Below are 23,512 nucleotides of genomic sequence, written 5' to 3'. Positions count from 1 at the left end.
GCGGCGCGCCCGCGCGGCCTCTGACCGCCAGCGCCGGTGGTATGCTGCCAGCCCCTGGGGGCGCAGACACGGCCGCCGCGCCCGCCCTCGCTTCGCCTTCGCCGGACGGCGGCACTTGCCGCCGGCCCGGCGCCAGATGGAAGGACTGGCTGTGGAATTCTTCATCATCTCGCTGTTGAACGGCATCAGCTATGGGCTGCTGCTGTTCATGCTGTCGTCGGGCCTGACGCTGATCTTCAGCATGATGGGCGTGCTGAACTTCGCGCATGCGAGCTTCTACATGCTCGGCGCCTATTTCGCGTATTCGATCTCGACCAAGATCGGCTTCTGGCCGGCGCTGATCGCCGCGCCGCTGCTGGTGGCGTTCGCGGGCGCGCTGGTCGAGCGCTTCGGCCTGCGGGCGGTGCACAAGTACGGCCACGTCGCCGAACTGTTGTTCACCTTTGGCCTGGCCTACCTGATCGAGGAAGGCGTCAAGCTGGTCTGGGGTCTGGCGGCGGTGCCGTACCGGATTCCCGCCGAGCTCGACGGTCCGCTGTTTACCGTGTTCACCTCGGCCTTCCCCAAGTACCGCGCCTTCATGATGCTGGTGTCGCTGGCGATGCTGGTGGCGATCTACCTGGTGCTGACGCGCACCCGCATCGGGCTGGTGATCCAGGCCGCCCTGACGCATCCGGAGATGGTCGAGGCCCTGGGCCACAACGTGCCGCGCGTGTTCATGATGGTGTTCGGCGGCGGCGCCGCGCTGGCGGGCCTGGCCGGCGTGATCGGCGGCAATGCCTTCGTCACCGAGCCGTCGATGGCCGCCGCGGTCGGCTCGATCGTGTTCGTGGTGGCGGTGGTCGGCGGCATGGGCTCGCTGGTCGGGGCGTTCATCGCGTCGATCCTGATCGGGCTGCTGCAGACCTTCGCGGTCACCATCGACGCGTCGCTCGCCGGCATGTTCAATTCGCTGGGGCTGAACGTGACCAGCGAAACGCCGTTCTATTCGCTGTGGCGGCTGACGGTGGCGCAGGTCGCCCCGGTGCTGCCGTATCTGCTGCTGGTCGTGATGCTGATCTTCCGCCCGCGCGGCCTGATGGGAACCCGGGAGAGCTGACGCGATGGAATCGACGATGCAACGCACGCAAGACACCACGGTCACCGGCCGCACGATGCGCTACCGGCCGCTGAACCTGGGCCGCTGGGTGCTGTGGGGCACCACGGCGCTGCTGATGCTGGTGCTGCCGCTGATCTTCACCGGCGGGTTTGCGATCACGCTGATGTCGCAGATGGGCATCATGATCGTGTTCGCGCTGTCCTACAACATGCTGCTCGGCCAGACCGGCATGCTGTCGTTCGGGCACGCCGTCTATTCGGGCCTGGGCGCCTTCATCGCGGTCCATGTGCTGAACATGGCCGGCGCCGGCACCGTGTGGATGCCGGTGTCGCTGCTGCCGCTGGTCGGAGGACTCGCCGGTGCCTTCTTCGGCGTCATCTTTGGCTACGTGACGACCAAGAAGTCCGGCACCACCTTCGCGATGATCACGCTCGGCATCGGCGAGATGGTGTTCGCCAGCTCGCTGATGTTCCCGGAATTCTTCGGCGGCGAGGGCGGCATCTCGACCAACCGCGTGGTCGGCGAGCCGTTCCTGGGCATCACGTTCGGGCCGGGCCGGCAGGTCTACTACCTGATCGCGATCTGGTGCCTGCTGTCGATGGCGGCGATGTATGCGTGGACGCAGACGCCGCTCGGCCGCATCGCCAACGCGGTGCGGGACAACCCCGAGCGCGCCGAATTCATCGGCTACAACACGCAGCGCGTGCGCTATCTGGTGCTGATCCTGTCGGCATTCTTCGCCGGCATCTCCGGCGCGCTGGCGGCGATCAACTTCGAGATCGTGTCGGCGGAGAACGTCAGCGCGGTGCGCTCGGGCGGCGTGCTGCTGGCGGCCTTCATCGGCGGCGCCGGCTTCTTCTTCGGGCCGATCGTCGGCGCCGTGGTGTTCGTGCTGTTCGCGGTCGCGCTGTCGGACCTGACCAAGGCGTGGCTGCTGTACCTCGGCCTGTTCTTCGTGCTGATGGTGATGTTCGTGCCGGGCGGGCTGGCCAGCCTGCTGATGATGCAGCTGCCGCTGGTGGCGCGCGGCAAGTTCCGTCAGATGCTGCCGTCCTACGGGCTGTGCGCGCTGGCCGGGGTGGTGCTGCTGGCGGCGATCATCCTGACGGTCGAGCTGGTCTACAAGGTGCAGGTCGACAGCGCCAATGGCACCGCGATGTCGCTGTTCGGCATCGCGTTCGATGCCGGCACGCTGGCGCCGTGGGGCGTGGCGGCGGCGCTCTGGCTGGTCGGACTGGCCGCATGGCGCTTCACGGTGGGGCAGGCGCGGCTGCGGTGGGACAAGGTGCAGGCGGAAATCGCGGGAGGAGCGGCATGAGGCGGGATACCACGGCGGCGCTGGAGCTGACCGATGTGCGCAAGCGCTTCGGCCAGACCGAGATCATCCGCGGCGTGACGCTGAACATTGCGCGCGGCGAGCGCCATGCGCTGATCGGCCCCAACGGCGCGGGCAAGTCGACCACCTTCAACCTGATCTCCGGCCGGTTCGCGCCGACCTCGGGATCGGTGCGGCTCAATGGCGAGGAGATCGGCGGGCTGCAGCCGTTCGTGATCAATCGCAAGGGGCTGTCGCGCAGCTTCCAGATCACCAATATCTTCCATCGGCTGACCGTATTCGAGAACCTGCGCTGCGCGGTGCTATGGGCGCTCGGCTACAAGTATTCGTTCTGGCACCGGCTGTCCGAATTGCGCGATGCGCGCGAACGGGCCGAGGAGGTGCTGGAGCTGATCGGCCTGCAGCATCGCCGCCATACGCAGTCGGGCCTGCTGACCTACGCCGAGCAGCGCGCGCTGGAGATCGGCATCACGATCGCCGGCGGCGCCGATGTGATCCTGCTGGATGAGCCGACCGCCGGCATGAGCCGCTCGGAGTCAGACCATGCGGTCGAGCTGATCCGCAAGGTCACCGTGGGCAAGACGCTGGTGATGGTCGAGCACGACATGAGCGTGGTGTTCGGGCTGGCCGACCGCATCTCGGTGCTGGTCTACGGCGAGGTGATCGCGACCGGTACGCCCGAGGCCATCCGCAACGATCGCCGCGTCAAGGAAGCCTATCTGGGCACAACGCTGGACGAGGGCGAAGGCGAGGGCGCGGTAGGCGCAAGCGCAAGCGAGGGGGCGCACTGATGGGCAAGCGCATGCTTGAGGTGCAGGGGCTGCACGCCTACTACGGCAAGAGCCATATCCTGCATGGTGTCGATCTGCATATCGACGAGGGCGAGATCGTCGCGCTGCTGGGACGCAACGGGGTGGGGCGCTCGACGATGGCCAAGGCCATCCTCGGCATGGTCAAGGCCGAGGGCTCGGTACGCTTTCGCGGCGACGAGATCCTGGGGCGGCGTACCTTCGAGATCGCGCACCTCGGCGTCGGTTACGTGCCCGAGAATCGCGACATCTTTCCGACGCTGACGGTGCGCCAGAACCTGCTGCTGGGCGAGAAGCCGAACCCGCGCCAGAGCCGGCCGCGCTGGAGCACCGACGACATGTTCGCGCTGTTCCCGCGCCTGAAGGAGCGCGAGAACACGCCGGCCGGCGTGCTGTCGGGCGGCGAGCAGCAGATGCTGACGCTGTGCCGCACGCTGATGGGCGACCCCGACCTGGTGCTGATCGACGAGCCGACCGAGGGGCTCGCGCCGATGATCGTCGCCCAGGTTGCCGACTACCTGAAGGTGCTGAAGGAGCGCGGCGTGTCGGTGCTGCTGATCGAGCAGAAGCTGGCGATCGCGCTGGACATCTCGCAGCGCGTCTACGTGATGGGCCACGGGCACATCGTTTTCGAAGGGACGCCGGCGGAGCTCAAGACCAATGCGCAGGTGCGCAAGGAGTGGTTGGAGGTGTGATCGGCCGTATCGGTCGATACGGCGCCGTTTCCCTCTCCCCGACCCTCTCCCGCAAGCGGGAGAGGGAGAACACAGGCGGTGCTGATCAGGGCCATCGGTTTGCTCCTTCTCCCGCAGAGGGACACACGCGGTGCTCATCAGGGGGCCATCGGTTTGCTCCCCTCTCCCGCTTGCGGGAGAGGGGCTGGGGGAGAGGGCAGCAGCGCTCGATTCGAGACTTCACTCCCTCTTTCCCCACACGACCATGCATGCCATGAAGGCGTGCCATGCAGCCCCCGCATGGCGCGCTTTTTTTGTGTCTGCGGCGGCGGATTTCTCCTCCAAAATAGAAATTGAACGACCGTTCTATTTTGTGTATGCTTGTTTCGCTCGCCTCCCCGGACGGCCGGCTCGCGCCTACTATTCCCGAGGCGCACCGCGATGCCGATGGCGCAGCCGAAGTAAAACAATATTCGAGAATTCGAATCCCGAGACAACCAAGACACCAAAGGAACCAGCATGACAGCGCAGTATCAGGTTCAGGACGGCATCGCCGTCATCACGCTCGACAATCCCCCTGTCAACGGCCTGGGTCACAGCACCCGGCTTGGCATCGTCGAAGGCATGACCCGTGCGCTGGACGATGCCGCGGTCAAGGCGGTCGTCATCACCGGTGCCGGCAAGGCGTTCTCGGGCGGCGCCGACATCCGCGAGTTCAATACGCCGAAGGCGACGCAGGAGCCGACGCTGCATTCGGTGATCAAGGTGATCGAGAATTCGACCAAGCCGGTCGTCGCCGCGGTGCATTCGGTGGCGATGGGCGGCGGTCTGGAGCTGGCGCTGGGTTGCAACTACCGCGTCGCATCCAAGGGTGCGCAGATCGCGCTGCCCGAAGTCAAGCTGGGCATCCTGCCGGGCGCCGGCGGCACGCAGCGCCTGCCGCGCGTGATCGGCCTGGAGGCCGCGCTCAACATGATCGTGACCGGCAACCCGGTGCTGTCGGAGAAGTTCGCCGGCACCAAGCTGTTCGACGAGATCGTCGATGGCGACGTGCTGCCCGCGGCGATCGCCTTCGCCCGCAATGTCGGCGCCGCGTCGGGCCCGCACCCCAAGGTGCGCGACCTGAAGGTGCGCCATGAAAACGCAGAGGGCTTCCTCGCCTTCGCCAAGAACACCGTCGCCGCCGTGGCGAAGAACTTCCCGGCGCCGGGCAAGTGCGTCGAGGCGGTGGCCGCTTCGCTGAAGCCCTTCGACGAGGGCCTGCGCCTGGAGCGCGAAGGCTTCATGTTCCTGGTCAATACGCCGGAATCGCGCGCGCTGCGCCATGCCTTCTTCGGCGAGCGCGCCGCCAGCAAGATCCCCGACGTGCCGTCGGACACGCCGACCCGCAAGATCGAGAAGGTTGCCGTGATCGGCGCCGGCACCATGGGCGGCGGCATCTCGATGAACTTCCTGAACGCCGGCATCCCCGTCACCGTTCTGGAAACCAAGCAGGAAGCGCTGGACCGCGGCGTGGCCACGATCCGCCGCAACTACGAGAACAGCGCCAAGAAGGGCAAGCTGACGCAGGAGAAGGTCGAGCAGCGCATGGGCCTGCTGTCGACCACGCTGTCCTATGACGACATCAAGGACGCCGACCTGATCATCGAGGCGGTGTTCGAGGAAATGGGCGTCAAGGAGACCGTGTTCAAGAAGCTGGACGAGGTTGCCAAGCCCGGCGCGATCCTGGCCTCGAACACCTCGACGCTCGACGTCAACAAGATCGCCTCGTTCACCAGGCGTCCGCAGGACGTGGTCGGCATGCACTTCTTCAGCCCGGCCAACGTGATGAAGCTGCTGGAAGTGGTGCGCGGCGACAAGACCGGCAAGGACGTGCTGGCCACGGTCATGCAGGTCGCCAAGAAGATCAAGAAGACCGCGGTGGTGTCGGGCGTCTGCGACGGCTTCATCGGCAACCGCATGATCGAGCAGTACAGCCGCCAGGCCGGCTACCTGCTCGACGAGGGCGCGCTGCCCGAGCAGGTCGACAAGGCGATCGAGAAGTTCGGCTTCGCGATGGGCCCGTTCCGCATGGGCGACCTGGCCGGCAACGACATCGGCTGGGCGATCCGCAAGCGCCGCGCGGTCGAGAAGCCGGACATCCAGTATTCGAAGACCGCCGACCTGCTGTGCGAGATGGGACGCTTCGGCCAGAAGACCGGCGCGGGCTGGTACGACTACAAGCCGGGCGACCGCAAGCCGTACCCGAACCAGCAGGTCAACGAGATGATCGTCCAGCATTCCAAGGATCTGGGCATCACGCGCCGCAAGATCTCGGACGAGGAGATCGTCGAGCGTCTGGTGTACGCGCTGGTCAATGAAGGCGCGAAGATTCTCGAGGAAGGCATTGCCTCGAAGGCCTCGGACATCGACATGGTCTACCTGACCGGCTACGGCTTCCCGCTGCATCGCGGCGGCCCGATGCTGTATGCGGACCAGGTCGGCCTGTACAACGTGCTGCTGTCGATGCAGCGCTATGCCAAGGGCTACCACGGCGAAGCGTGGGAGCCGGCGCCGCTGCTCAAGAAGCTGGCGGCCGAGGGCAAGGGCTTCAACGGCTGAGCGGCGAACGGCACGGCACCGACGCAATGGACGCGACCATGCAACGACGCTTCGGCAACAGCGATTGCCTGCTGGTGATCGATGTGCAGAACGACTTCATGCCCGGCGGCGCGCTCGCCGTGCCCGAAGGCGACCAGGTCGTGCCGGTGATCAACCGGCTGGCCGAGGCGTTCACGCATGTGGTGCTGACGCAGGACTGGCACCCGGCCGACCACGTGTCGTTCGCGGCCAACCATGCCGGCGCGGCGCCGTTCCAGACCACCACGCTGCCGTATGGCGAGCAGGTGCTCTGGCCCGCGCACTGCGTGCAGGAGCAACTGGGGGCCGAGCTGCATCCGCAACTGGCGGTGCCGCACGCGCGGCTGGTGATCCGCAAGGGTCATCAGCGCGAGGTCGACAGCTATTCCGCCTTTGTCGAGGCGGATCGCACGACCCCGACCGGGCTGGCCGGCTATCTGCGCGAGCATGGCGTGCGCCGCGTGATCTGCGTCGGCCTGGCGACCGACTACTGCGTGGCCTGGAGCGCGCTGGACGCGCGCGCGGCGGGCTTCGATGCGGTGGTGGTCGAGGACGCCTGCCGCGCGATCGACCTGAACGGATCGCTGGACGCCGCCTGGGCGAGCCTCGCCGAGGCGGGCGTCGGCAGGGTGCGTGCCGCCGAGCTGCTGAGCTGAGATGGCCCGTGCGACAGCGCATGGGCACCGAGACATCGAGACATCGATACACCAGACACCGAGAATACTGAGGAGCAACAAATGAACGAGGCAGTGATCGTATCGACCGCACGGACCGGTCTGGCCAAGAGCTGGAAGGGCGGCTTCAACATGACGCACGGCGCCACCCTCGGCGGCCATGTGGTCCAGCACGCGATCGCGCGCGCCAACATCGAGCCGGGCGAGGTCGAGGACGTGCTGATGGGCTGCGCCAACCCCGAAGGCGCGACCGGCGCCAACATCGCGCGCCAGATCGCGCTGCGCGCCGGCTGCCCGGTGACGGTGCCGGGCGCCACGGTGAACCGTTTCTGCTCGTCGGGCCTGCAGACCATCGCGATGGCTGCGCAGCGCGTGATCGCGGACGAGGGCGACATCTTCGTCGCCGGCGGGGTGGAGAGCATCTCCTGCGTGCAGCAGGAAATGAACCGCCACATGATCCAGGAAGGCTGGCTGGTCAAGAACAAGCCCGAGATCTACTGGAGCATGCTGCAGACCGCGGAGAACGTCGCCAAGCGCTACAACATCCCGCGCGAGCGCCAGGACGAATACGGCGTGCAGAGCCAGATGCGCGCGGCGGCGGCCCAGGAGGCCGGCAAGTTCAACGACGAGATCGTGCCGCTGACGGTGCTGGCCGGCGTGGCGGACAAGGCCACCGGGCAGCTGGTGACGCGCGAGGTCACCGTCTCGGCCGACGAGGGCATCCGTCCGGATACCACCTACGAAGGCGTGTCGAAGATCCGCACGGCGATGCCGGGCGGCGTGATCGCGGCCGGCAATGCGTCGCAGTTCTCGGACGGCGCCTCGGCGGCGGTGGTGATGAGCGCCAAGCTGGCGGAGCAGCGCGGCCTGAAGCCGCTGGGCGCCTTCCGCGGCTTCGCGGTGGCCGGCTGCGAGCCCGATGAAATGGGCATCGGCCCGGTGTTCGCCGTGCCCAAGCTGCTGAAGAAGGCCGGCCTGAAGGTCGAGGACATCGGCCTGTGGGAGCTGAACGAGGCGTTCGCCGTGCAGGTGCTGTACTGCGCCGACACGCTGGGCATCCCGATGGACCGCCTGAACGTCAACGGCGGGGCGATCGCGGTGGGCCACCCGTACGGCGTGTCGGGCGCTCGCCTGGTCGGCCATGCGCTGATCGAAGGCAAGCGCCGCGGCGTCAAGTACGTGGTCGTCACCATGTGCATCGGGGGCGGCCAGGGCGCGGCAGGCCTGTTCGAGGTGCTGTAAGCGCAGGCCGCGGTGTCTTCCACCTCGTCCACCGCACTGTCCGCCGCACCGTCCGCCGGCTCCGCCGAGGCATCGTCCGAGCGCGGCCAGCCGCGTGACCTGGGCCAGCCGGGCGACCTGCTGGCCCACGGCCGCGCGATCCTCGCCGAGCAGCCGTTCTCGGTGCTGCTCGGCGCGGAGCTGACCCTGCTGACGCCGCAGCGTGCCGAGCTGCAATTGCCGCTGCGGCAACCGTTGAAGCAGCAGCATGGCTTCGCCCACGGCGGCGTGGTCAGCTATCTGGCCGACAATGCGCTGACCTATGCCGGCGGCGCCGCGATGGCGGCGCCGGTGGTGACCTCGGAATACAAGATCAACTACGTTCGCCCCGCGCTGGGCGAGCGCCTGATCGCGCGAGCCGAGTGCATCAGCCGCGGGCGGCAGCAGGCCGTGGTCCGTTGCGATGTCTTCGCCGTCCGGGACGGCGAGGAAAGGCTGTGCGCGGTCGCGCAGGGCACCATTGCACGGATGGGCGAGGCGGGCTGAGCGGTTTTTTTGTTGGGGTGGGGCGGCTTGCCCTCTCCCCGGTCCTCTCCCGCAGGCGGGAGAGGGAGAACACCGGCGGGCTTTGACATGCCATCGGTCTGCTCCCCTTTCCCGCTCGCGGGAGAGGGCCGGGGGAGAGGGCAACTCACGCCCGCATCCCCAATCCATTTCCATCCCAAGGAGCGGCAATCGCCATGTCGTTGATCCTTTCCCGCCGCGACCTCGATTTTCTGCTCTACGAGTGGCTCGATGTCGAAACGCTGACGCGCATCCCGCGCTATGCCGACCACTCGCGCGAAACCTTCGATGCCGCGCTCGATACCTGCGAGAAGATCGCCACCGATCTGTTCGCGCCGCATAACAAGAAGAACGACCAGCAGGAACCGCATTTCGACGGCGACACCGTCACCATCATTCCCGAGGTCAAGACCGCGCTGAAGGCGTTTTGCGAGGCCGGCCTGATGGCGGCCGGGCAGGACTACGAGCTGGGCGGCATGCAGCTGCCGGTGGTGGTCGAGAAGGCCGGCTTCGCGTATTTCAAGGGCGCCAACGTCGGCACCAGCTCCTATCCGTTCCTGACCATCGGCAACGCCAATCTGCTGCTGACGCACGGCACGCCGGCGCAGATCGAGACGTTCGTCAAGCCTGAACTGGAAGGGCGCTTCTTCGGCACCATGTGCCTGTCCGAGCCGCAGGCCGGCTCGTCGCTGTCGGACATCACCACGCGCGCCGAGTACGAGGGCGAATCGCCGCTGGGCGCGCAATACCGGCTGCGCGGCAACAAGATGTGGATCTCGGCCGGCGAGCACGAGCTGTCCGACAACATCGTCCATCTGGTGCTGGCCAAGATCCCCGGCCCCGACGGCAAGCTGATTCCCGGCGTCAAGGGCATCTCGCTGTTCATCGTGCCCAAGTTCCTGGTCAATGCCGACGGCTCGCTGGGCGAGCGCAACGACGTGGTGCTGGCCGGCCTGAACCACAAGATGGGCTATCGCGGCACCACCAACTGCCTGCTGAACTTCGGCGAGGGCACGCGCTACCGACCGGGCGGCAAGGCGGGCGCGATCGGCTATCTGGTCGGCGAGCCGCACCAGGGCCTGGCCTGCATGTTCCACATGATGAACGAGGCCCGCATCGGCGTCGGCCTCGGCGCGGTGATGCTCGGCTATACCGGCTATCTGCACGCGCTGGACTACGCGCGCAACCGGCCGCAGGGCCGGCCGGTGGGCCCCGGCGGCAAGGACCCGTCGAGCCCGCAGGTCAGGCTGGTCGAGCATGCCGACGTGCGCCGCATGCTGCTGGCGCAGAAGAGCTACGTCGAGGGCGGGCTCGCGCTGAACCTGTACTGCGCGCGGCTGGTCGACGAGGAGCGCGCCGCCGCCACGGCTGGCGATACGGCGGAACATCAGCGCCTCGCGTTGCTACTCGACATCCTGACCCCGATCGCCAAGAGCTGGCCGTCGCAATGGTGCCTGGAGGCCAACAGCCTGGCGATCCAGGTGCACGGCGGCTACGGCTATACGCGCGAGTACAACGTCGAGCAGTTCTATCGCGACAATCGGCTGAACCCGATCCACGAAGGCACGCACGGCATCCAGGGTCTGGACCTGCTCGGGCGCAAGGTCGTGATGAAGGACGGCGCCGCGTTCAAGGCGCTGGGGCAGGTGGTGCAGGGGACGATCGAGCGCGCGATGGCCAGCGGCGACGCGGCGCTGGGCACGCATGCCCGCGCGCTGGCCGCGCGCGTCGCGCGGCTGGCCGACGTCACGGCCCAACTGTGGGCGGCCGGCGATCCGGCGGTCACGCTGGCCAATGCCTCGGTCTACCTCGAAGCGTTCGGCCACGTGGTGGTCGCCTGGATCTGGCTGGAGCAGGCGATGCTGGCGCACACCGCGCTGGCGGCGCGGCCGTCGGGCCATGCGGACGCGGACTTCTATCGCGGCAAGCTGGCGGCGGCGGATTACTTCTTCCGCTGGGAATTGCCGAAGGTCGGACCGCAGCTGGATCTGCTCGCGTCGCTGGACCGCACCACGCTGGACATGCAGGACGCCTGGTTCTAGCCGGCGCACCGGCCCGGCAGCACCGAATAACGAGGAGACACCATGAAGACCATCGCTGAATTGTTCGACTTGAAAGGGCGCACCGCGCTGATCACCGGCGGCTCGCGCGGGCTCGGCCTGCAGATTGCCGAGGCGCTGGGCGAGCAGGGCGCGCGGCTGGTACTGTCGGCGCGCAAGGCCGACGAGTTGAAGGCCGCGCAGGAACATCTGAAGGCGCGCGGCATCGAGGCCGACTGGATCGCCGCCGATGGCTCGCGCGACGACGAGATCGCGCGGCTGGCCGACGAGACGCTGGCGCGCCTGGGCCACGTCGACATCCTGGTCAACAATGCCGGCGCAACCTGGGGCGCGCCCGCCGAGGACCATCCGGTCGAGGCCTGGGACAAGGTGATGAACCTGAACGTGCGCGGCCTGTTCCTGCTGACGCAGCGCATTGGCAAGCAATCGATGATTCCGCGCCGCTATGGCCGCATCATCAACGTCGCGTCGATCGCGGGGCTGGCCGGCAATCCGCCGGGCACGATGGAGACGATCGCCTACAACACGTCCAAGGGCGCGGTGGTCAATTTCACGCGCACGCTGGCGGCCGAATGGGGCGAGCACAACATCACCGTCAACGCGCTGGCGCCGGGCTTCTTCCCGTCGAAGATGACGCAGGGCTCGCTGGCGCGGCTTGGCGTCGACAAGATGTGCGAGGGTGTGCCGCTGCATCGCCTCGGCGACGACGAGGACCTGAAGGGCGCGGCGCTGCTGTTCGCGACGGAGGCGGGCAAGCACATTACCGGGCAGATCCTGGCGGTGGATGGGGGCGTCAGCGCGGTTTGAGATTGTGTGCGCTGAGACCACCCCTCTCCCCAGCCCTCTCCCCATGAGGGGAGAGGGAGAACACCATCGGCGATTCGATGGTTCTTTTCCCTCTCCCGCTTGCGGCAGAGGGATCGAGGGAGAGGGCAAAGTAGCGCATCCCGACCGACACCCAGGCCATCGCCACCACCCTAAGGACCATCACACCATGACCGAGCCGCGCAAAGGCTTCCCGATCCCGATCCCCTTCGTCGATAACCTCGGCCTGCGCTGCACGCACATGGGCGGCGGCGTCAGCGAACTCGAGCTCGACATCGAGCAACGCCATCACAACGGTTGGGAAATGGCGCATGGCGGCGTGCTGATGACGCTGCTCGACGTCGCGATGGCGGTGGCCTGCCGGTCGGCCGATACCGAGGACGGCCGCGGCGTGGTGACGATCGAGATGAAGACCAGCTTCATGGCGCCAGGCCGTGGCACGCTGATTGCGCGCGGCGACTGCGTGCATCGCACCACGTCGATGGCGTTCTGCGAGGCGGAAATCGTCGACGCCGACGGCAAGCTGGTGGCGCGCAGCTCCGGCACGTTCAAGTACGTGCGCCGCTCGCCGCCGCAGCGCGCCGACACCGCGGCGGATACCGGCGCCGACGGCTGACGCTGCCCGCGCCGGGTATTGCGGCACCAAGCAATCCGCACCAACCGAATCCAAAGAGAAAAAACAAATGGAGACACCATGCAGGCCTTTCGACGCGGGCGCACGCGCCTTCGCCGCAGCTTCCCCCGTATTGTTCCCGGTTTCGCTCCCACCGCGTTGTCCGTCGCGGCCGCGCTGCTGACCGCCATGACGAATCCCACGCAAGCACAGACCCCGCCGGCACGCACCTACGCCGATGCCGCCGCGACCGATCCCATCACGCTGGGATGGATGCAGGGCTTTCCGCCGGCGCCGGACAAGGTCATCAGCTTCAGCGGCAAGAGCAACGGTTTCCCACGGCACCGCTGGACCTTCTCGCATGTGCGCGAGCTGGTGCCGACCGTTTCGGTCTGGCGCGGCCCGGGCCCGGTCTCGGCACTGCCGCGCGCCGAGCGCGATATCGGCGGCGTTCCGTTCGTCGATGCCGACGGCACGCGCGGCACCTTCGCCGACATGCTGGCGCTGACCTATACCGACGGCATCCTGGTGATGCACAAGGGCAAGGTCGTCTACGAGAAATACTTCGGCGCGCTGCAGCCACAGCTGCCGCACGCCGCGTTCTCGATCACCAAGAGCTTCGTCGGCACGCTGGCGGCGATGCTCGCCGTCGAGGGCAAGCTGGACCCGAGCGCGCCGGTCACGCGCTACGTGCCCGAGCTCGCCGATACCGCCTATGGCGACGCCACTGTGCGCCAGGTGATGGACATGACGATCGGCGTCAAATTCTCCGAGGACTACGCCGATCCGAAGGCCGAGGTCAACGACTATGCGCGCGCCGGCGGCATGATCCCGCGCGCGCCCGACTATGCGGGCCCGCGCACCTTCTACGAGTTCCTGACCACGCTGCGCAAGGAGGGCGAGCACGACCGCGCCTTCGCCTACAAGACCGTCAATGCCGAGGTGCTGGCGTGGATCGTCCAGCGCGCATCGGGCGTGCCGCTGCCGAAGCTGATGTCCGACAAGCTGTGGCAGCCGCTCGGCGCCGAGGAGGACGCCTACTTCACCGTCGACAGCATCGGCACGCCGGGCGGCGGCGGCGCGATCAGCACCACGCTGCGCGACCTGGCCCGCTTCGGCGAGGCGATGCGCAACGACGGGCGCTTCAACGGCCGCCAGGTGATCCCCGGCGCGGTGGTGGCCGAGATCCGCGGCGGCGGCGACCGCGCGAAGTTCGCCAAATCGGTCTATGCTCATCTGCCTGGCTGGAGCTATCGCGATATGTGGTGGGTCTCGCACGACGATCACGGTGTGTTCGAGGCGCGCGGCATCTTCGGCCAGCGCATCCATGTCGACCCGAAGGCCGAGATGACCATCGTGCGCTATGCCTCGCACCCGATCGCCGGCAATGCCGCGAATGACCCGATCACGCTGCGCGCCTATCGTGCGCTGGCGTTCGCGCTGATGCAGCGCTGAGCGGCTGGGTCGACACCAAACCCGACGCCAACATCGAAGTCCAACGTCCCACGACTCCCTGACAAAGGAACCGCCCATGTCCGATACCTACAAGCGCATCGTCCTCGCCTCCCGTCCCAGCGGCGCCGTCTCGCCGGACAACTTCCGGCTCGAGCAGGTGCCGGTGCCCGAGCTGGCCGACGGCCAGGTGCTGGTCCGCAACCACTATCTGTCGCTCGATCCGTACATGCGCGGCCGCATGAACGAAGGCAAGTCCTACGCGACACCACAGCCGCTGGACGAGGTGATGATCGGCGGCACCGTCGGCGAGGTGGTGGCCTCGCGCAATCCGAAGTACGCGGTCGGCGACAAGGTGCTGGGCATGTTCGGCTGGCAGGAGATGGGCGTCAGCGACGGCAGCGGCATGCAGAAGGTCGACACCAGCAAGATCCCGCTGTCGGCCTATCTGGGCGCGGTCGGCATGCCCGGCGTCACCGCCTGGTACGGCCTGAACCGCATCATCGCGCCGAAGGCGGGCGAGACCGTGGTGGTCAGCGCGGCCTCGGGCGCGGTGGGCAGCGTGGTCGGACAGCTCGCCAAGATGGCCAGCTGCCGCGCGGTCGGCATCGCCGGCGGCAAGGAGAAGTGCGACTACGTGGTCAACGAGCTGGGCTTCGATGCCTGCGTCGACTACAAGGCCGCGTCCGACCCGAAGGCGCTGTACGCGATGCTGAAGGAAGCCACGCCGCAGGGCGTCGACGGCTACTTCGAGAACGTCGGCGGCGAGATCCTCGATGCCGTGCTGTCGCGGATGAACGCGTTCGGCCGCATCGCGGTGTGCGGCATGATCGCCGGCTATGACGGCGAGCCGCTGCCGATGAAGAATCCGCAACTGATCCTGGTGTCGCGGCTGAAGATCGAGGGCTTCATCGTTTCCGAGCACATGGACGTATGGCCGCAGGCGCTGTCCGAGCTCGGCGGCGCGGTGGCGCAGGGCAAGCTGAAGTTCCGCGAGAGCGTGGCGCAGGGGCTGGAGAGCGCGCCCGAGGCCTTCATGGGCCTGCTCAAGGGCAAGAACTTCGGCAAGCAGCTGGTCAAGCTGATCTGATCGGCCCTCGTTATCCGCTCATTAGCCGCAGGAGATCGCGATGAACGCTCCCATCCAGGCACCGCAGCGTGCCGGCCGCGCCGACGAGATCGGCGCCGATCTGCCCGAGGAAATCAAGGCGAAGTACCGCGTGTTGCCGCGTCCGCCGCGCTTCGAGACCCACGCCGAGGAGCGCCTGCACCGCAAGCAGCGGCTCGCGGCGGCCTTCCGGCTGTTCTCGAAGTTCGGTTTTGACGAGGGCGTGGCCGGCCATATCACCGCGCGCGACCCGGAGTTTCCCGATACCTTCTGGGTCAACCCGTTCGGCGTCCACTTCAGCCAAGTCAAGGTGTCGAACCTGATCCGCTGCGACCATCACGGCAACGTGGTCGAGGGCGATCACCCGGTCAACGCCGCCGCCTTCGCGATCCACTCGCGCGTGCACCAGACCCGCGAGGACGCGGTCGCCGCCGCGCATTCGCACAGCACCTATGGGCGCGCCTGGTCGACGCTGGGCCGGCCGCTCGATCCGCTGACGCAGGACGTCTGCGCGTTCTACCAGGACCATGCGGTCTACGACGACTTCGGCGGTGTGGTGGTCGAGCTGGACGAGGGCCAGCGCATCGCCAATGCGCTGGGGGCCAACAAGGCCGTGATCCTGCAGAACCACGGCCTGCTGACCGTGGGCCGCACGGTGGACGAGGCGGCCTGGTGGTTCATCACGATGGAGCGTTCGTGCCAGGTGCAGCTGCTGGCCGAGGCGGCCGCGGCGCGCACCGGCGGCGCGCCGAAGACGATCTCGGACGCGGCGGCGCGCCAGGCCTACTCGATCGTCGGCACCGCGCAGGCCGGCTGGTTCCAGTTCCAGCCGCTGTACGCGCGCATCGTCAAGGAACAGCCCGACCTGCTCGACTGACGCGCGAAGGGGACCACCAGGAGACCACGATGAAACAGTTCCAGGAAAGGGTGGCCGTGATCACCGGCGGCGCGTCGGGATTCGGCAAGGAATTCGCGCGCCTTGGCGCGGCGCTCGGCATGCGGCTGGTGCTGGCCGACGTCCAGCAGGACGCGCTCGATGCCACCGTGGCCGAGCTGCGCACGCAGGGCGCGCGCGTGATCGGGCTGCGCGTCGACGTATCGAAGGCCGAGCAGGTGCAGGCGCTGGCCGATGCCGCGATCGAGGCGTTCGGCGAGGTCAACCTGCTGTTCAACAATGCCGGCGTCGGCGCCGGCGGGCTGGTCTGGGAGAACTCGCAGAAGGACTGGGACTGGGTGCTCGGCGTCAACCTGCACGGCGTGATCCACGGCGTGCGCATCTTCACGCCGCTGATGCTCGAGGCGGCCGCGCGCGATGCCTCGTACGAAGGCCATATCGTCAATACCGCATCGATGGCGGGGCTGCTGAACCCGCCGGCGATGGGCATCTACAACGTGTCCAAGCACGCGGTGGTGTCGCTGTCCGAGTCGCTGTACCAGGACCTGGCGCTGGTGACCGAACAGGTGCATTGCTCGCTGCTGTGCCCGTATTTCGTGCCGACCGGCATCCACCAGTCGCACCGCAATCGCCCGGCGGACCTGAGCAACGAGGCGCCGCCGACGCGCTCGCAGCTGGTCGCGCAAGCGCTGTCGGACAAGGCGGTCACCTCGGGCAAGGTCAGCGCGGAGGACGTGGCGCGGATGACCTTCGACGCGATCCGCGAGCAGCGCTTCTATATCTATTCGCATCCGCACGCGCTGGCGCCGGTGCAGCAGCGTTTCGAGGACATCGTCGGGCAGCGCAATCCCGGCGACCCGTTCGCCGGCAAGCCGCAGGTGCGCGACGAGCTGGTGGCGGCGCTGCGGGGCTGAGGCAGGCCTTCGCGCGCAGGCATGGAGCGTGCATGCCGTTCCATTGACGACCACGCTCGTCGCCCGCGAAGGCGGGGCCCAGTGACGTTCTCCGCGTCGGCGGAAGCCACTGGGTCCCCGCCTTCGCGGGGACGACGGCATTTGCACCACACAGAGAGGAGACCATGAGCACATCGGCCGTGATTCATCATCTGCAGTACGCCTCGCTGCCGAATGGCACGCGGCTGCACTATGCCAGCGCGGGGCAGCGCGGCAAGCCGTTGATGCTCTTTGTCCATGGCTTCCCCGAGTTCTGGTACGCGTGGGAGGCCCAGCTCGCCGAATTCGGCCAGACCCATTTCGCGGTTGCGCCGGATCTGCGCGGCTTCAATCTGTCCAGCAAGCCGGCCGCGGTCGAGGCCTACAAGCCGCGCCATCTGGTCGAGGATCTGGTCCAGTTCATCGCGGCGCTGGGCTATGACCGCTGCGTGGTGGTGGCGCACGACTGGGGCGGGGCGGTGTGCTGGAACCTGGCGATCCAGTATCCGTCGCTGGTGCAGCAGCTCGTCATCGTCAACGCGCCGCACCCGTATCTGTTCGCCCGGGCGCTGGCCGAGGATCCGCAGCAGCAGGCGGCGTCGGCCTATATGAACTGGCTGCGCAAGCCCGGCTGTGAGGAGGTGCTGGCGGCCGACAACCATGCGAAGCTGGCCGCCTTGCTGTCCGGCGGCGACGCGCCGCCGGACTGGTTCAGCGGCGACACGCGCGACAAGTATCTGGCCGCGTGGTCGCAGCCGGGCGAGGGCGGTTCGCATCCGCTGACCGGCAGCGTCAACTACTATCGCGCCTCGCCGCTGCATCCGCCGGCGCCGGGCGAGCCGCCGCCCGATCTGTCGCGCCTCGATCCGGAGGCCTTCGTCGTGCGCGTGCCGACGCTGGTGATCTGGGGCGAGAACGATCGCGCGCTGCCGAAGTCACTGGTCGACGGGCTCGACCGCTTCGTGCCACAGCTGCGGCTCGAACGGATTCCCGAAGGCACCCACTGGGTCGTGCACGAGCAGCCGGAGCGGATCAATCTGCTGATTCGGAGCGCGTTGAGCTAGGGAAAGGGACGGGGCGCAAGGGCGTCCCTTGACCCGCCGGTATATCAAAGCCCGCCAAACGCCCCCAGCCGCTCCCGATACAGCCGGTAGTTCTCGTCGTCGAAGCAGACGAAGGTCACCTGTTCGATCGTGTCGGCGTCGGCCAGCGCCTCGCGCACCGCGGCGATCGCGATATCGGCCGCGCGTTCGCGCGGAAAGCCGTAGACCCCGGTGCTGATATTGGGGAACGCCAGCGTGCGCAGCCGATGCTCGGCCGCCAGCTTGATGCTGCTGCGATAGGCGCTGGCCAGCAATGCGTCCTCGTTGTCGTTGCCCCCGCGCCAGACCGGGCCGACCGCGTGGATCACATAGGGCGCCGGCAACAGGCCGCCAGTCGTGATCACCGCCTCGCCGGTCGGGCAGCCGCCCTGGCGATCGCGGATCTCGCGGCAGGCCGCCATGATGGCCGGACCGCCGGCGCCGTGGATCGCGCCATCGACGCCGCCTCCGCCCAGCAGCCCGCTGTTGGCCGCGTTGACGATCGCATCGACCTCCATCCGCGTGATATCGCCGTGCACCACCTGCAAGTGTTCGCCAGCCATGCTTGCCTCCTTGCGCCCGATGCGGTTGGCATCGGATCGAGCCTTACACGATTGCGCCCTACACCGACTGCGTCTTACATCAACTGCGTCTTACATCAACTGCGGCTTACACCGACCGCGGCTTGCAGCGGTTGAGCCCTACATCGATTCCGCCAGCATACGCCGGTAGTCGTCGGCGCTGGCTTCCTTCGGATTGGTCTTGTGGCAATGGTCGGCCAGCGCGCCGGCCACGACCTTGTCGAACATCGCCTCGGTCACGCCCATCGCGGCCAGCCCGGTCGGCAGGCCCAGCCGTGCGGTCATGTCGTACACCGCCTGCGCGACATCGGCGTCGGCAGGCAGATGCATGGCGCGGCGCAGGCGGCCATAGCGGTCCTCGCGCACGATGCTCGGCGCATCGGCATTGAAGCGCAGCACCGCGGGCATCACCACCGCGTTCAGCGTGCCGTGATGCAGGCCGGTGCGGCCGTCGATCTTCAAGCCGCCGAGCGGGTGCGACAGCGAATGCACGCAGCCGAGCCCCTTCTGGAACGCCATCGCGCCCTGCATCGACGCGCTCATCATGTTCAGCCGCGCCTCGCGGTCGCTGCCGTCGCGCGTCGCGCGTTCGATATGGGCCCACGCGCGCTCCAGGCCGTCCAGCGCGATGCCGTCGGCGGGCGGGTTGAAGGCCGGGGCGAGGAAGGTTTCGATGCAATGGGCGATCGCGTCCATGCCGGTGGCCGCGGTCAACCCCGGCGGCAGGCCCAGCGTCAGCTCGGGATCGCAGATCGCCGCCTTGGGCAGCAGATGCCAGGAATGGAAGCCGAGCTTGCGCCCGTCGTCGAGGATGATGATCGCGCCGCGCGCGACCTCGCTGCCGGTGCCCGAGGTGGTCGGCACCGCGATCAGCGGCGCGGCGCGCTCGGTGATCTTGCCGCTGCCGCCCTCGATGGTCGCGTAGGTCGTCAGTTCGCCCTCGTGCGTGGCCAGGATGGCGATGCCCTTGGCCAGATCGATCGAAGAACCGCCGCCGACCGCGATCAGGCCGTCGCAGCCCTCGCTGCGGTATTGCGCGGCGGCCTGGCGCACCATTGCCTCGGTCGGGTTGGACGGGGTGTCGTCGAACACGGCCACCGGCAGCCCGGCGAGCGCGTCGATGGCGCGCTGCGCGATGCCGGCGGCGACCACGCCCTTGTCGGTGACCAGCAGCGGCCGCCGGATGCCGATGCGCTCGCATTCGGACTTCAGCAGCTTGACCGCGCCGAAATCGAGATGGATATGGGTCAGGTAATAGATAAAGGCCATCGTGCTTGTCTCCGTGATTGTTATGTCGGTGCGGGCGATGGGCGGCCGTATCGTGCTGCGCTGCCATGCCGGCGCCGCGGTGCAAATCCAGGCCCGGACGATTGTCGCAGCGTTTTCCGTCGGGTGGGGAGGGGGCAAACGCGGTGTCGCATTGCCACATTTTCCATGCCGGTATGCCCACAAAGCGTTGGCATCATACTAAAATCGAACGCTCGTTCACAATTCGAACTTCACCGGAATTCCAGCCGCGCAGTTCACCGTTACACCGGATCCACCGCATCGATCGCCTCGTCTTCATGTCAGCCGTCCCGTCCGCGTTCCCCGCGTCCTCGCCCCAGTCCAGCGTGCCCGGCATGCCGGCTCAGCCGCTCGATCCGCAGATTGCGCAGCTGCTGGATATGGTGGCGCGCGCCAAGCGGCCGCCGCTGCATCATCTGGACCCGGCCGACGCCAAGACCGCCTACGAGAAGAGCGCGCTGATCCTGGACGTGGCACCGGCGCCGGTGCACAGCGTCGAGGACATGACGGTACCCGCGCGCGATGGCCATCCGATTCCGGTACGGCTCTATGCGCCGCGCGAGGCGAACTGGGCCGAGCCGTTGCCGCTGCTGCTGTACTTCCACGGCGGCGGTTTCACGGTCGGCAGCATCGCCACGCACGAGCCGCTGTGCCGGCTGCTGTGCGCGCGCGCCGATGCGATGGTGCTGTCGGTCGACTACCGGCTCGGACCGCAATGGAAATTCCCCACGGCCGTCGACGATGCGTTCGACGTGCTGCACTGGGTCTTCGAGCAGGCGCCGCGGCTGGGCGTGGATGCGAATCGCATTGCGCTGGGCGGCGACAGCGCCGGCGGCACGCTGGCGGCGGCCTGTGCGGTCGAGGCGCGCGACCGCGGCCTCGCGCCGGTGCTGCAGATGCTGCTGTATCCGGGGACCAGCGCGCGCCAGGACACGCCGTCGCAGCGGGCGCTGGCCGACGGCTATCTGCTGACCGCGTCGATGATCCAGTGGTTCTTCGCGCAGTATCTGGACCGCGAGCAGAGCCGCGACGACTGGCGCTTTGCGCCGCTCGATGGCGGCGGCAGCGGTGCGGATGTGGCCGGGTGCTGTCCGGCCTGGATCGCGGTGGCGGGCTACGATCCGCTGCACGACGAAGGCGTCGCGTATGCCGGCAAGCTGCGCGCCGCCGGCGTGCCGGCAGAAGTGGCGGACTACCCCGGCATGATCCATGATTTCTTCAAGCTGGGACGCTTCGTCCCGGCAGTGGCGCGCGCGCACGACGATGCCGTGCGCGCGTTGCGGACGGCCTTCGGCACGGCGCCGCCCAACTAGGGCCGCGCTCGATGCCAAGCCAAGGCGGTCGCAGAACCCCCGGTTTTTTCAGGCAATCCACGAGTACCCGAGCAGTACCTTGTAGCAACAGGAGACGACTACAGATGCAACGCCGCCACTTCCTCGCCCGCGCGGGCGCCATCGCCGCCGCCGCGGTAACCGGCCTGGCCGCCACCCCCGCGGCCCACGCCCAGGCGGACAATTTCCCGCAGAAGCCGATCCGCCTCATCATCGGCTATACCGCGGGCGGTTCCACCGATATCCCGTTCCGCGTGCTCGCGGAGAACGCCTCGAAGATCCTGGGCCAGCCGGTGATCGTCGAGAACAAGCCCGGTGCCGGCGGCGTGCTGCCGGCGCAGATGATGCAGGCCACGCCGCCCGACGGCTATACGCTGGCGCAGATCCCGCTGCCGGTGTTCCGCCTGCCGTACACGACCAAGATCAACTGGGACCCGGTCAAGGACCTGACCTATGTGATCAACCTGGCCGGCTATGCGTTCGGCCTGGTCGTGCCGGCCGATTCGCCGATCAAGACGATGCAGGAGTACATCGCCTACGCCAAGGCCAACCCCGGCAAGCTGACCTACGGCACGCCCGGCTCGATGACGACGCTGCATCTGACGATGGAAGAGCTGGCGATGAAGCAGAACGTCCAGTTCTCGCACATCCCGTTCAAGGGCAATTCCGAGTCGATGCAGGCGCTGCTGGGCGGCCACGTGATGTCGGTGGCCGACACGCCGGCCTGGGCGCCGTACGTCGAGCAGGGCCGCCTGCGCCTGCTGTCGGTGTGGGGCGACAAGCGTTCGCCGCGCTTCCCCAACGTGCCGACGCTCAAGGAGCTGGGCCTGGGCATCGTGCAGACCTCGCCGTTCGGCCTGGCCGCGCCCAAGGGCACCGACCCGAAGATCGTCAAGAAGCTGCATGACGCGTTCAAGCAGGCGATGGAGATGCCGAACTACCGCGAGTCGCTGGCCAAGTTCGACATGGAGCCGTTCTACATGAACAGCGAGCAGTACGCGAAGTTCGCGGCCGATACGGTCAAGAAGGAAAAGGCCATCATCGAGAAGCTGGGCCTGGCTCGGCCGCAGTAAGCCGCGGCAGCAATATGTGCGCTGGCCCTCGCCGAGGGCCGTTGATCCCGTCGTCCCCGCGCAGGCGGGGACCCAGTGGCTTGCCGCGCCACGCGGAAATGGGAAAAGCCGCTGGGCCCCCGCATTCACGGGGGCGACGAATTTCCCGGACGCTGTCTTACCCGAGGACCCCGCATGGCCAAGGAAGAGTTTCGCCACAGCATGCCGCTGCGCGTGCGCTGGGCCGAGGTCGATCCGCAGTCGATCGTCTTCAACGCGCATTACCTGACCTATTGCGATATCTGCGTGACCGAGTACTGGCGCGCGGTCGGCATTCGCTATCCCGAGGACGTGCTGCACGCGCATGGCGTGGACATGTACGTCGTCAAGTCGACGCTGGAGTACCACGGCTCAGCGCGCTTCGACGACATGCTGGACATCCGCGGGCGCATCGCGCGCATCGGCCGCTCGAGCATGCTGTTCCGCGTCGAGATGTACCGCGGCGACGAGCATTTGATCACCGGCGAGATCGTCTACGTCTGCGCCGATCCGGCGACGCAGCGCTCGGCCCCGGTGCCGGCGGCCGTGCGCGAGGCGATCGTCACGTACGAGACGGTGGCGCCGGAGCAGTAAGCCTGCCCATCTCGACAAGATGAAGGGCCGCGGCACGGGCCACCCCCGCGTCCGCTGAAAGATCGGTCCGACGCGGGTATCATGCCGATCCTCGCCAACCGACGCGCCATCCCTGCATCATGACCCTTACCGTTCGCCTGCTGCCCTGGTCCGAAGCGCGCGAGACCGCGCGCGCGATCCGCTATGCCGTGTTCGTCGAAGAACAGGGCGTACCGGTCGAGCTCGAGTGGGACGAATGGGACGAGCCCAGCTGGCATGCGATCGCCTATGACGCGCAGGGCGTCGCGGTGGCGACCGGCCGCCTGCTGCCGGACGGCCACATCGGCCGCATGGCGGTGCTGGCCAGCGCGCGCGGCACCGGCGTCGGCGCCCGCGTGCTCGATGCGCTGATGGCCAAGGCCGAGGCACTCGGCTATCCCGAACTGGTGCTCAACGCGCAGTCGCATGCGGCGCCGTTCTACGCGCGCGTCGGCTTCCAGCAGGTCGGCGAGCCGTTCGAGGAAGCGGGCATTCCCCATATCGAGATGCGCAAGCGGCTGGGAGGCTAGCCTCCAAGGGCCGAACACGCTCGAGCGACGCTCGGGCGACGCTCGAGCGCCCGCGCGTCAGTCATCGGCCGACGGCCGGCGCGGCGGCGGTATGAGACCATGCAGGACCATACCGAG

The 23,512-nt window shown here is 67.7% G+C and carries 22 protein-coding genes; 20 read left to right on the top strand and 2 right to left on the bottom strand.

The annotated features are described in order from the left end of the window. The first annotated feature begins 151 nt into the window (after positions 1 to 151). The 16 genes from LRR16_RS09385 to LRR16_RS09310 all read left to right on the top strand — a co-directional run bounded on the left by LRR16_RS09385 (position 152) and on the right by LRR16_RS09310 (position 17,945). Positions 152 to 1,099, top strand: coding sequence for a branched-chain amino acid ABC transporter permease (locus LRR16_RS09385; protein ID WP_064573489.1), 948 nt, complete (start codon positions 152 to 154; stop codon positions 1,097 to 1,099). A gap of 4 nt (positions 1,100 to 1,103) precedes the next feature. Next, positions 1,104 to 2,417, top strand: a complete 1,314-nt coding sequence (locus LRR16_RS09380) for a branched-chain amino acid ABC transporter permease (RefSeq protein WP_006576138.1) — start codon at positions 1,104 to 1,106, stop codon at positions 2,415 to 2,417. Beyond that, positions 2,414 to 3,226, top strand: a complete 813-nt coding sequence (locus LRR16_RS09375; RefSeq protein ID WP_006576137.1) for an ABC transporter ATP-binding protein — start codon at positions 2,414 to 2,416, stop codon at positions 3,224 to 3,226. Before LRR16_RS09380 ends, LRR16_RS09375 begins: the two co-directional genes overlap by 4 nt. Further along, positions 3,226 to 3,939: an ABC transporter ATP-binding protein gene (locus tag LRR16_RS09370; protein WP_232205687.1), complete on the top strand. Its 714-nt coding sequence runs from the start codon at positions 3,226 to 3,228 to the stop codon at positions 3,937 to 3,939. Before LRR16_RS09375 ends, LRR16_RS09370 begins: the two co-directional genes overlap by 1 nt. 498 nt (positions 3,940 to 4,437) lie before the next feature. After that, positions 4,438 to 6,519 (top strand): 3-hydroxyacyl-CoA dehydrogenase NAD-binding domain-containing protein, encoded by a 2,082-nt coding sequence (locus LRR16_RS09365; RefSeq protein WP_006576135.1) that lies wholly within the window; start codon positions 4,438 to 4,440, stop codon positions 6,517 to 6,519. 38 nt (positions 6,520 to 6,557) lie between these two features. After that, positions 6,558 to 7,193, top strand: coding sequence for a bifunctional nicotinamidase/pyrazinamidase (pncA, locus tag LRR16_RS09360; RefSeq protein WP_232205686.1), 636 nt, complete (start codon positions 6,558 to 6,560; stop codon positions 7,191 to 7,193). An 81-nt stretch (positions 7,194 to 7,274) separates the two neighbouring features. Next, on the top strand, positions 7,275 to 8,453 hold the full coding sequence (locus LRR16_RS09355; RefSeq protein ID WP_053821888.1) for an acetyl-CoA C-acyltransferase: 1,179 nt from the start codon (positions 7,275 to 7,277) through the stop codon (positions 8,451 to 8,453). Between the two features lie 99 nt (positions 8,454 to 8,552). Next, positions 8,553 to 8,978, top strand: coding sequence for a PaaI family thioesterase (locus tag LRR16_RS09350; protein ID WP_232205771.1), 426 nt, complete (start codon positions 8,553 to 8,555; stop codon positions 8,976 to 8,978). 194 nt (positions 8,979 to 9,172) lie between these two features. After that, entirely contained in the window at positions 9,173 to 11,038 is a 1,866-nt protein-coding gene (locus LRR16_RS09345) for an acyl-CoA dehydrogenase (protein WP_232205685.1), read from the top strand. Between the two features lie 42 nt (positions 11,039 to 11,080). Then, on the top strand, positions 11,081 to 11,863 hold the full coding sequence (locus tag LRR16_RS09340; protein ID WP_232205684.1) for an SDR family oxidoreductase: 783 nt from the start codon (positions 11,081 to 11,083) through the stop codon (positions 11,861 to 11,863). Between the two features lie 187 nt (positions 11,864 to 12,050). Beyond that, entirely contained in the window at positions 12,051 to 12,497 is a 447-nt protein-coding gene (locus LRR16_RS09335) for a PaaI family thioesterase (RefSeq protein ID WP_006577666.1), read from the top strand. A gap of 186 nt (positions 12,498 to 12,683) precedes the next feature. Continuing rightward, positions 12,684 to 13,949, top strand: a complete 1,266-nt coding sequence (locus LRR16_RS09330) for a serine hydrolase (RefSeq protein WP_232205683.1) — start codon at positions 12,684 to 12,686, stop codon at positions 13,947 to 13,949. 76 nt (positions 13,950 to 14,025) lie between these two features. Further along, positions 14,026 to 15,036 carry an NADP-dependent oxidoreductase gene (locus LRR16_RS09325; RefSeq protein WP_232205682.1) on the top strand — a complete coding sequence of 337 codons (1,011 nt, stop codon included), beginning with the start codon at positions 14,026 to 14,028 and terminating at the stop codon, positions 15,034 to 15,036. A gap of 40 nt (positions 15,037 to 15,076) precedes the next feature. Beyond that, positions 15,077 to 15,931: a class II aldolase/adducin family protein gene (locus tag LRR16_RS09320; RefSeq protein WP_174781716.1), complete on the top strand. Its 855-nt coding sequence runs from the start codon at positions 15,077 to 15,079 to the stop codon at positions 15,929 to 15,931. Between the two features lie 29 nt (positions 15,932 to 15,960). Next, on the top strand, positions 15,961 to 16,863 hold the full coding sequence (locus LRR16_RS09315) for an SDR family oxidoreductase (protein ID WP_150082965.1): 903 nt from the start codon (positions 15,961 to 15,963) through the stop codon (positions 16,861 to 16,863). A gap of 164 nt (positions 16,864 to 17,027) precedes the next feature. Then, positions 17,028 to 17,945: an alpha/beta fold hydrolase gene (locus LRR16_RS09310; RefSeq protein WP_232205681.1), complete on the top strand. Its 918-nt coding sequence runs from the start codon at positions 17,028 to 17,030 to the stop codon at positions 17,943 to 17,945. A gap of 44 nt (positions 17,946 to 17,989) precedes the next feature. Here the strand turns inward: LRR16_RS09310 and LRR16_RS09305 are convergent, their stop codons facing one another. Further along, on the bottom strand, positions 17,990 to 18,526 hold the full coding sequence (locus LRR16_RS09305) for an O-acetyl-ADP-ribose deacetylase (RefSeq protein ID WP_232205680.1): 537 nt from the start codon (positions 18,524 to 18,526) through the stop codon (positions 17,990 to 17,992). A 138-nt stretch (positions 18,527 to 18,664) separates the two neighbouring features. Continuing rightward, positions 18,665 to 19,813, bottom strand: coding sequence for an iron-containing alcohol dehydrogenase (locus LRR16_RS09300; RefSeq protein WP_232205679.1), 1,149 nt, complete (start codon positions 19,811 to 19,813; stop codon positions 18,665 to 18,667). A 296-nt stretch (positions 19,814 to 20,109) separates the two neighbouring features. On the opposite strand from LRR16_RS09300, the gene LRR16_RS09295 reads away from it, so the two are divergent. The 4 genes from LRR16_RS09295 (at position 20,110) to LRR16_RS09280 (ending at position 23,395) form a co-directional block, all read left to right on the top strand. Then, complete coding sequence (locus LRR16_RS09295) at positions 20,110 to 21,144, top strand: alpha/beta hydrolase (RefSeq protein WP_232205678.1); 1,035 nt, start codon at positions 20,110 to 20,112, stop codon at positions 21,142 to 21,144. A 104-nt stretch (positions 21,145 to 21,248) separates the two neighbouring features. Continuing rightward, positions 21,249 to 22,235 carry a tripartite tricarboxylate transporter substrate binding protein gene (locus LRR16_RS09290; RefSeq protein ID WP_064573510.1) on the top strand — a complete coding sequence of 329 codons (987 nt, stop codon included), beginning with the start codon at positions 21,249 to 21,251 and terminating at the stop codon, positions 22,233 to 22,235. Between the two features lie 174 nt (positions 22,236 to 22,409). Beyond that, complete coding sequence (locus tag LRR16_RS09285; RefSeq protein WP_023264187.1) at positions 22,410 to 22,847, top strand: YbgC/FadM family acyl-CoA thioesterase; 438 nt, start codon at positions 22,410 to 22,412, stop codon at positions 22,845 to 22,847. Positions 22,848 to 22,966: 119 nt separating this feature from the next. Next, complete coding sequence (locus tag LRR16_RS09280) at positions 22,967 to 23,395, top strand: GNAT family N-acetyltransferase (RefSeq protein WP_006579547.1); 429 nt, start codon at positions 22,967 to 22,969, stop codon at positions 23,393 to 23,395. Positions 23,396 to 23,512 lie beyond the last annotated feature (117 nt).

It is taken from the genome of Cupriavidus sp. UGS-1, assembly GCF_021213615.1.
Taxonomy (GTDB): domain Bacteria; phylum Pseudomonadota; class Gammaproteobacteria; order Burkholderiales; family Burkholderiaceae; genus Cupriavidus.
This window is presented reverse-complemented; position numbering and strand designations above follow the sequence as displayed.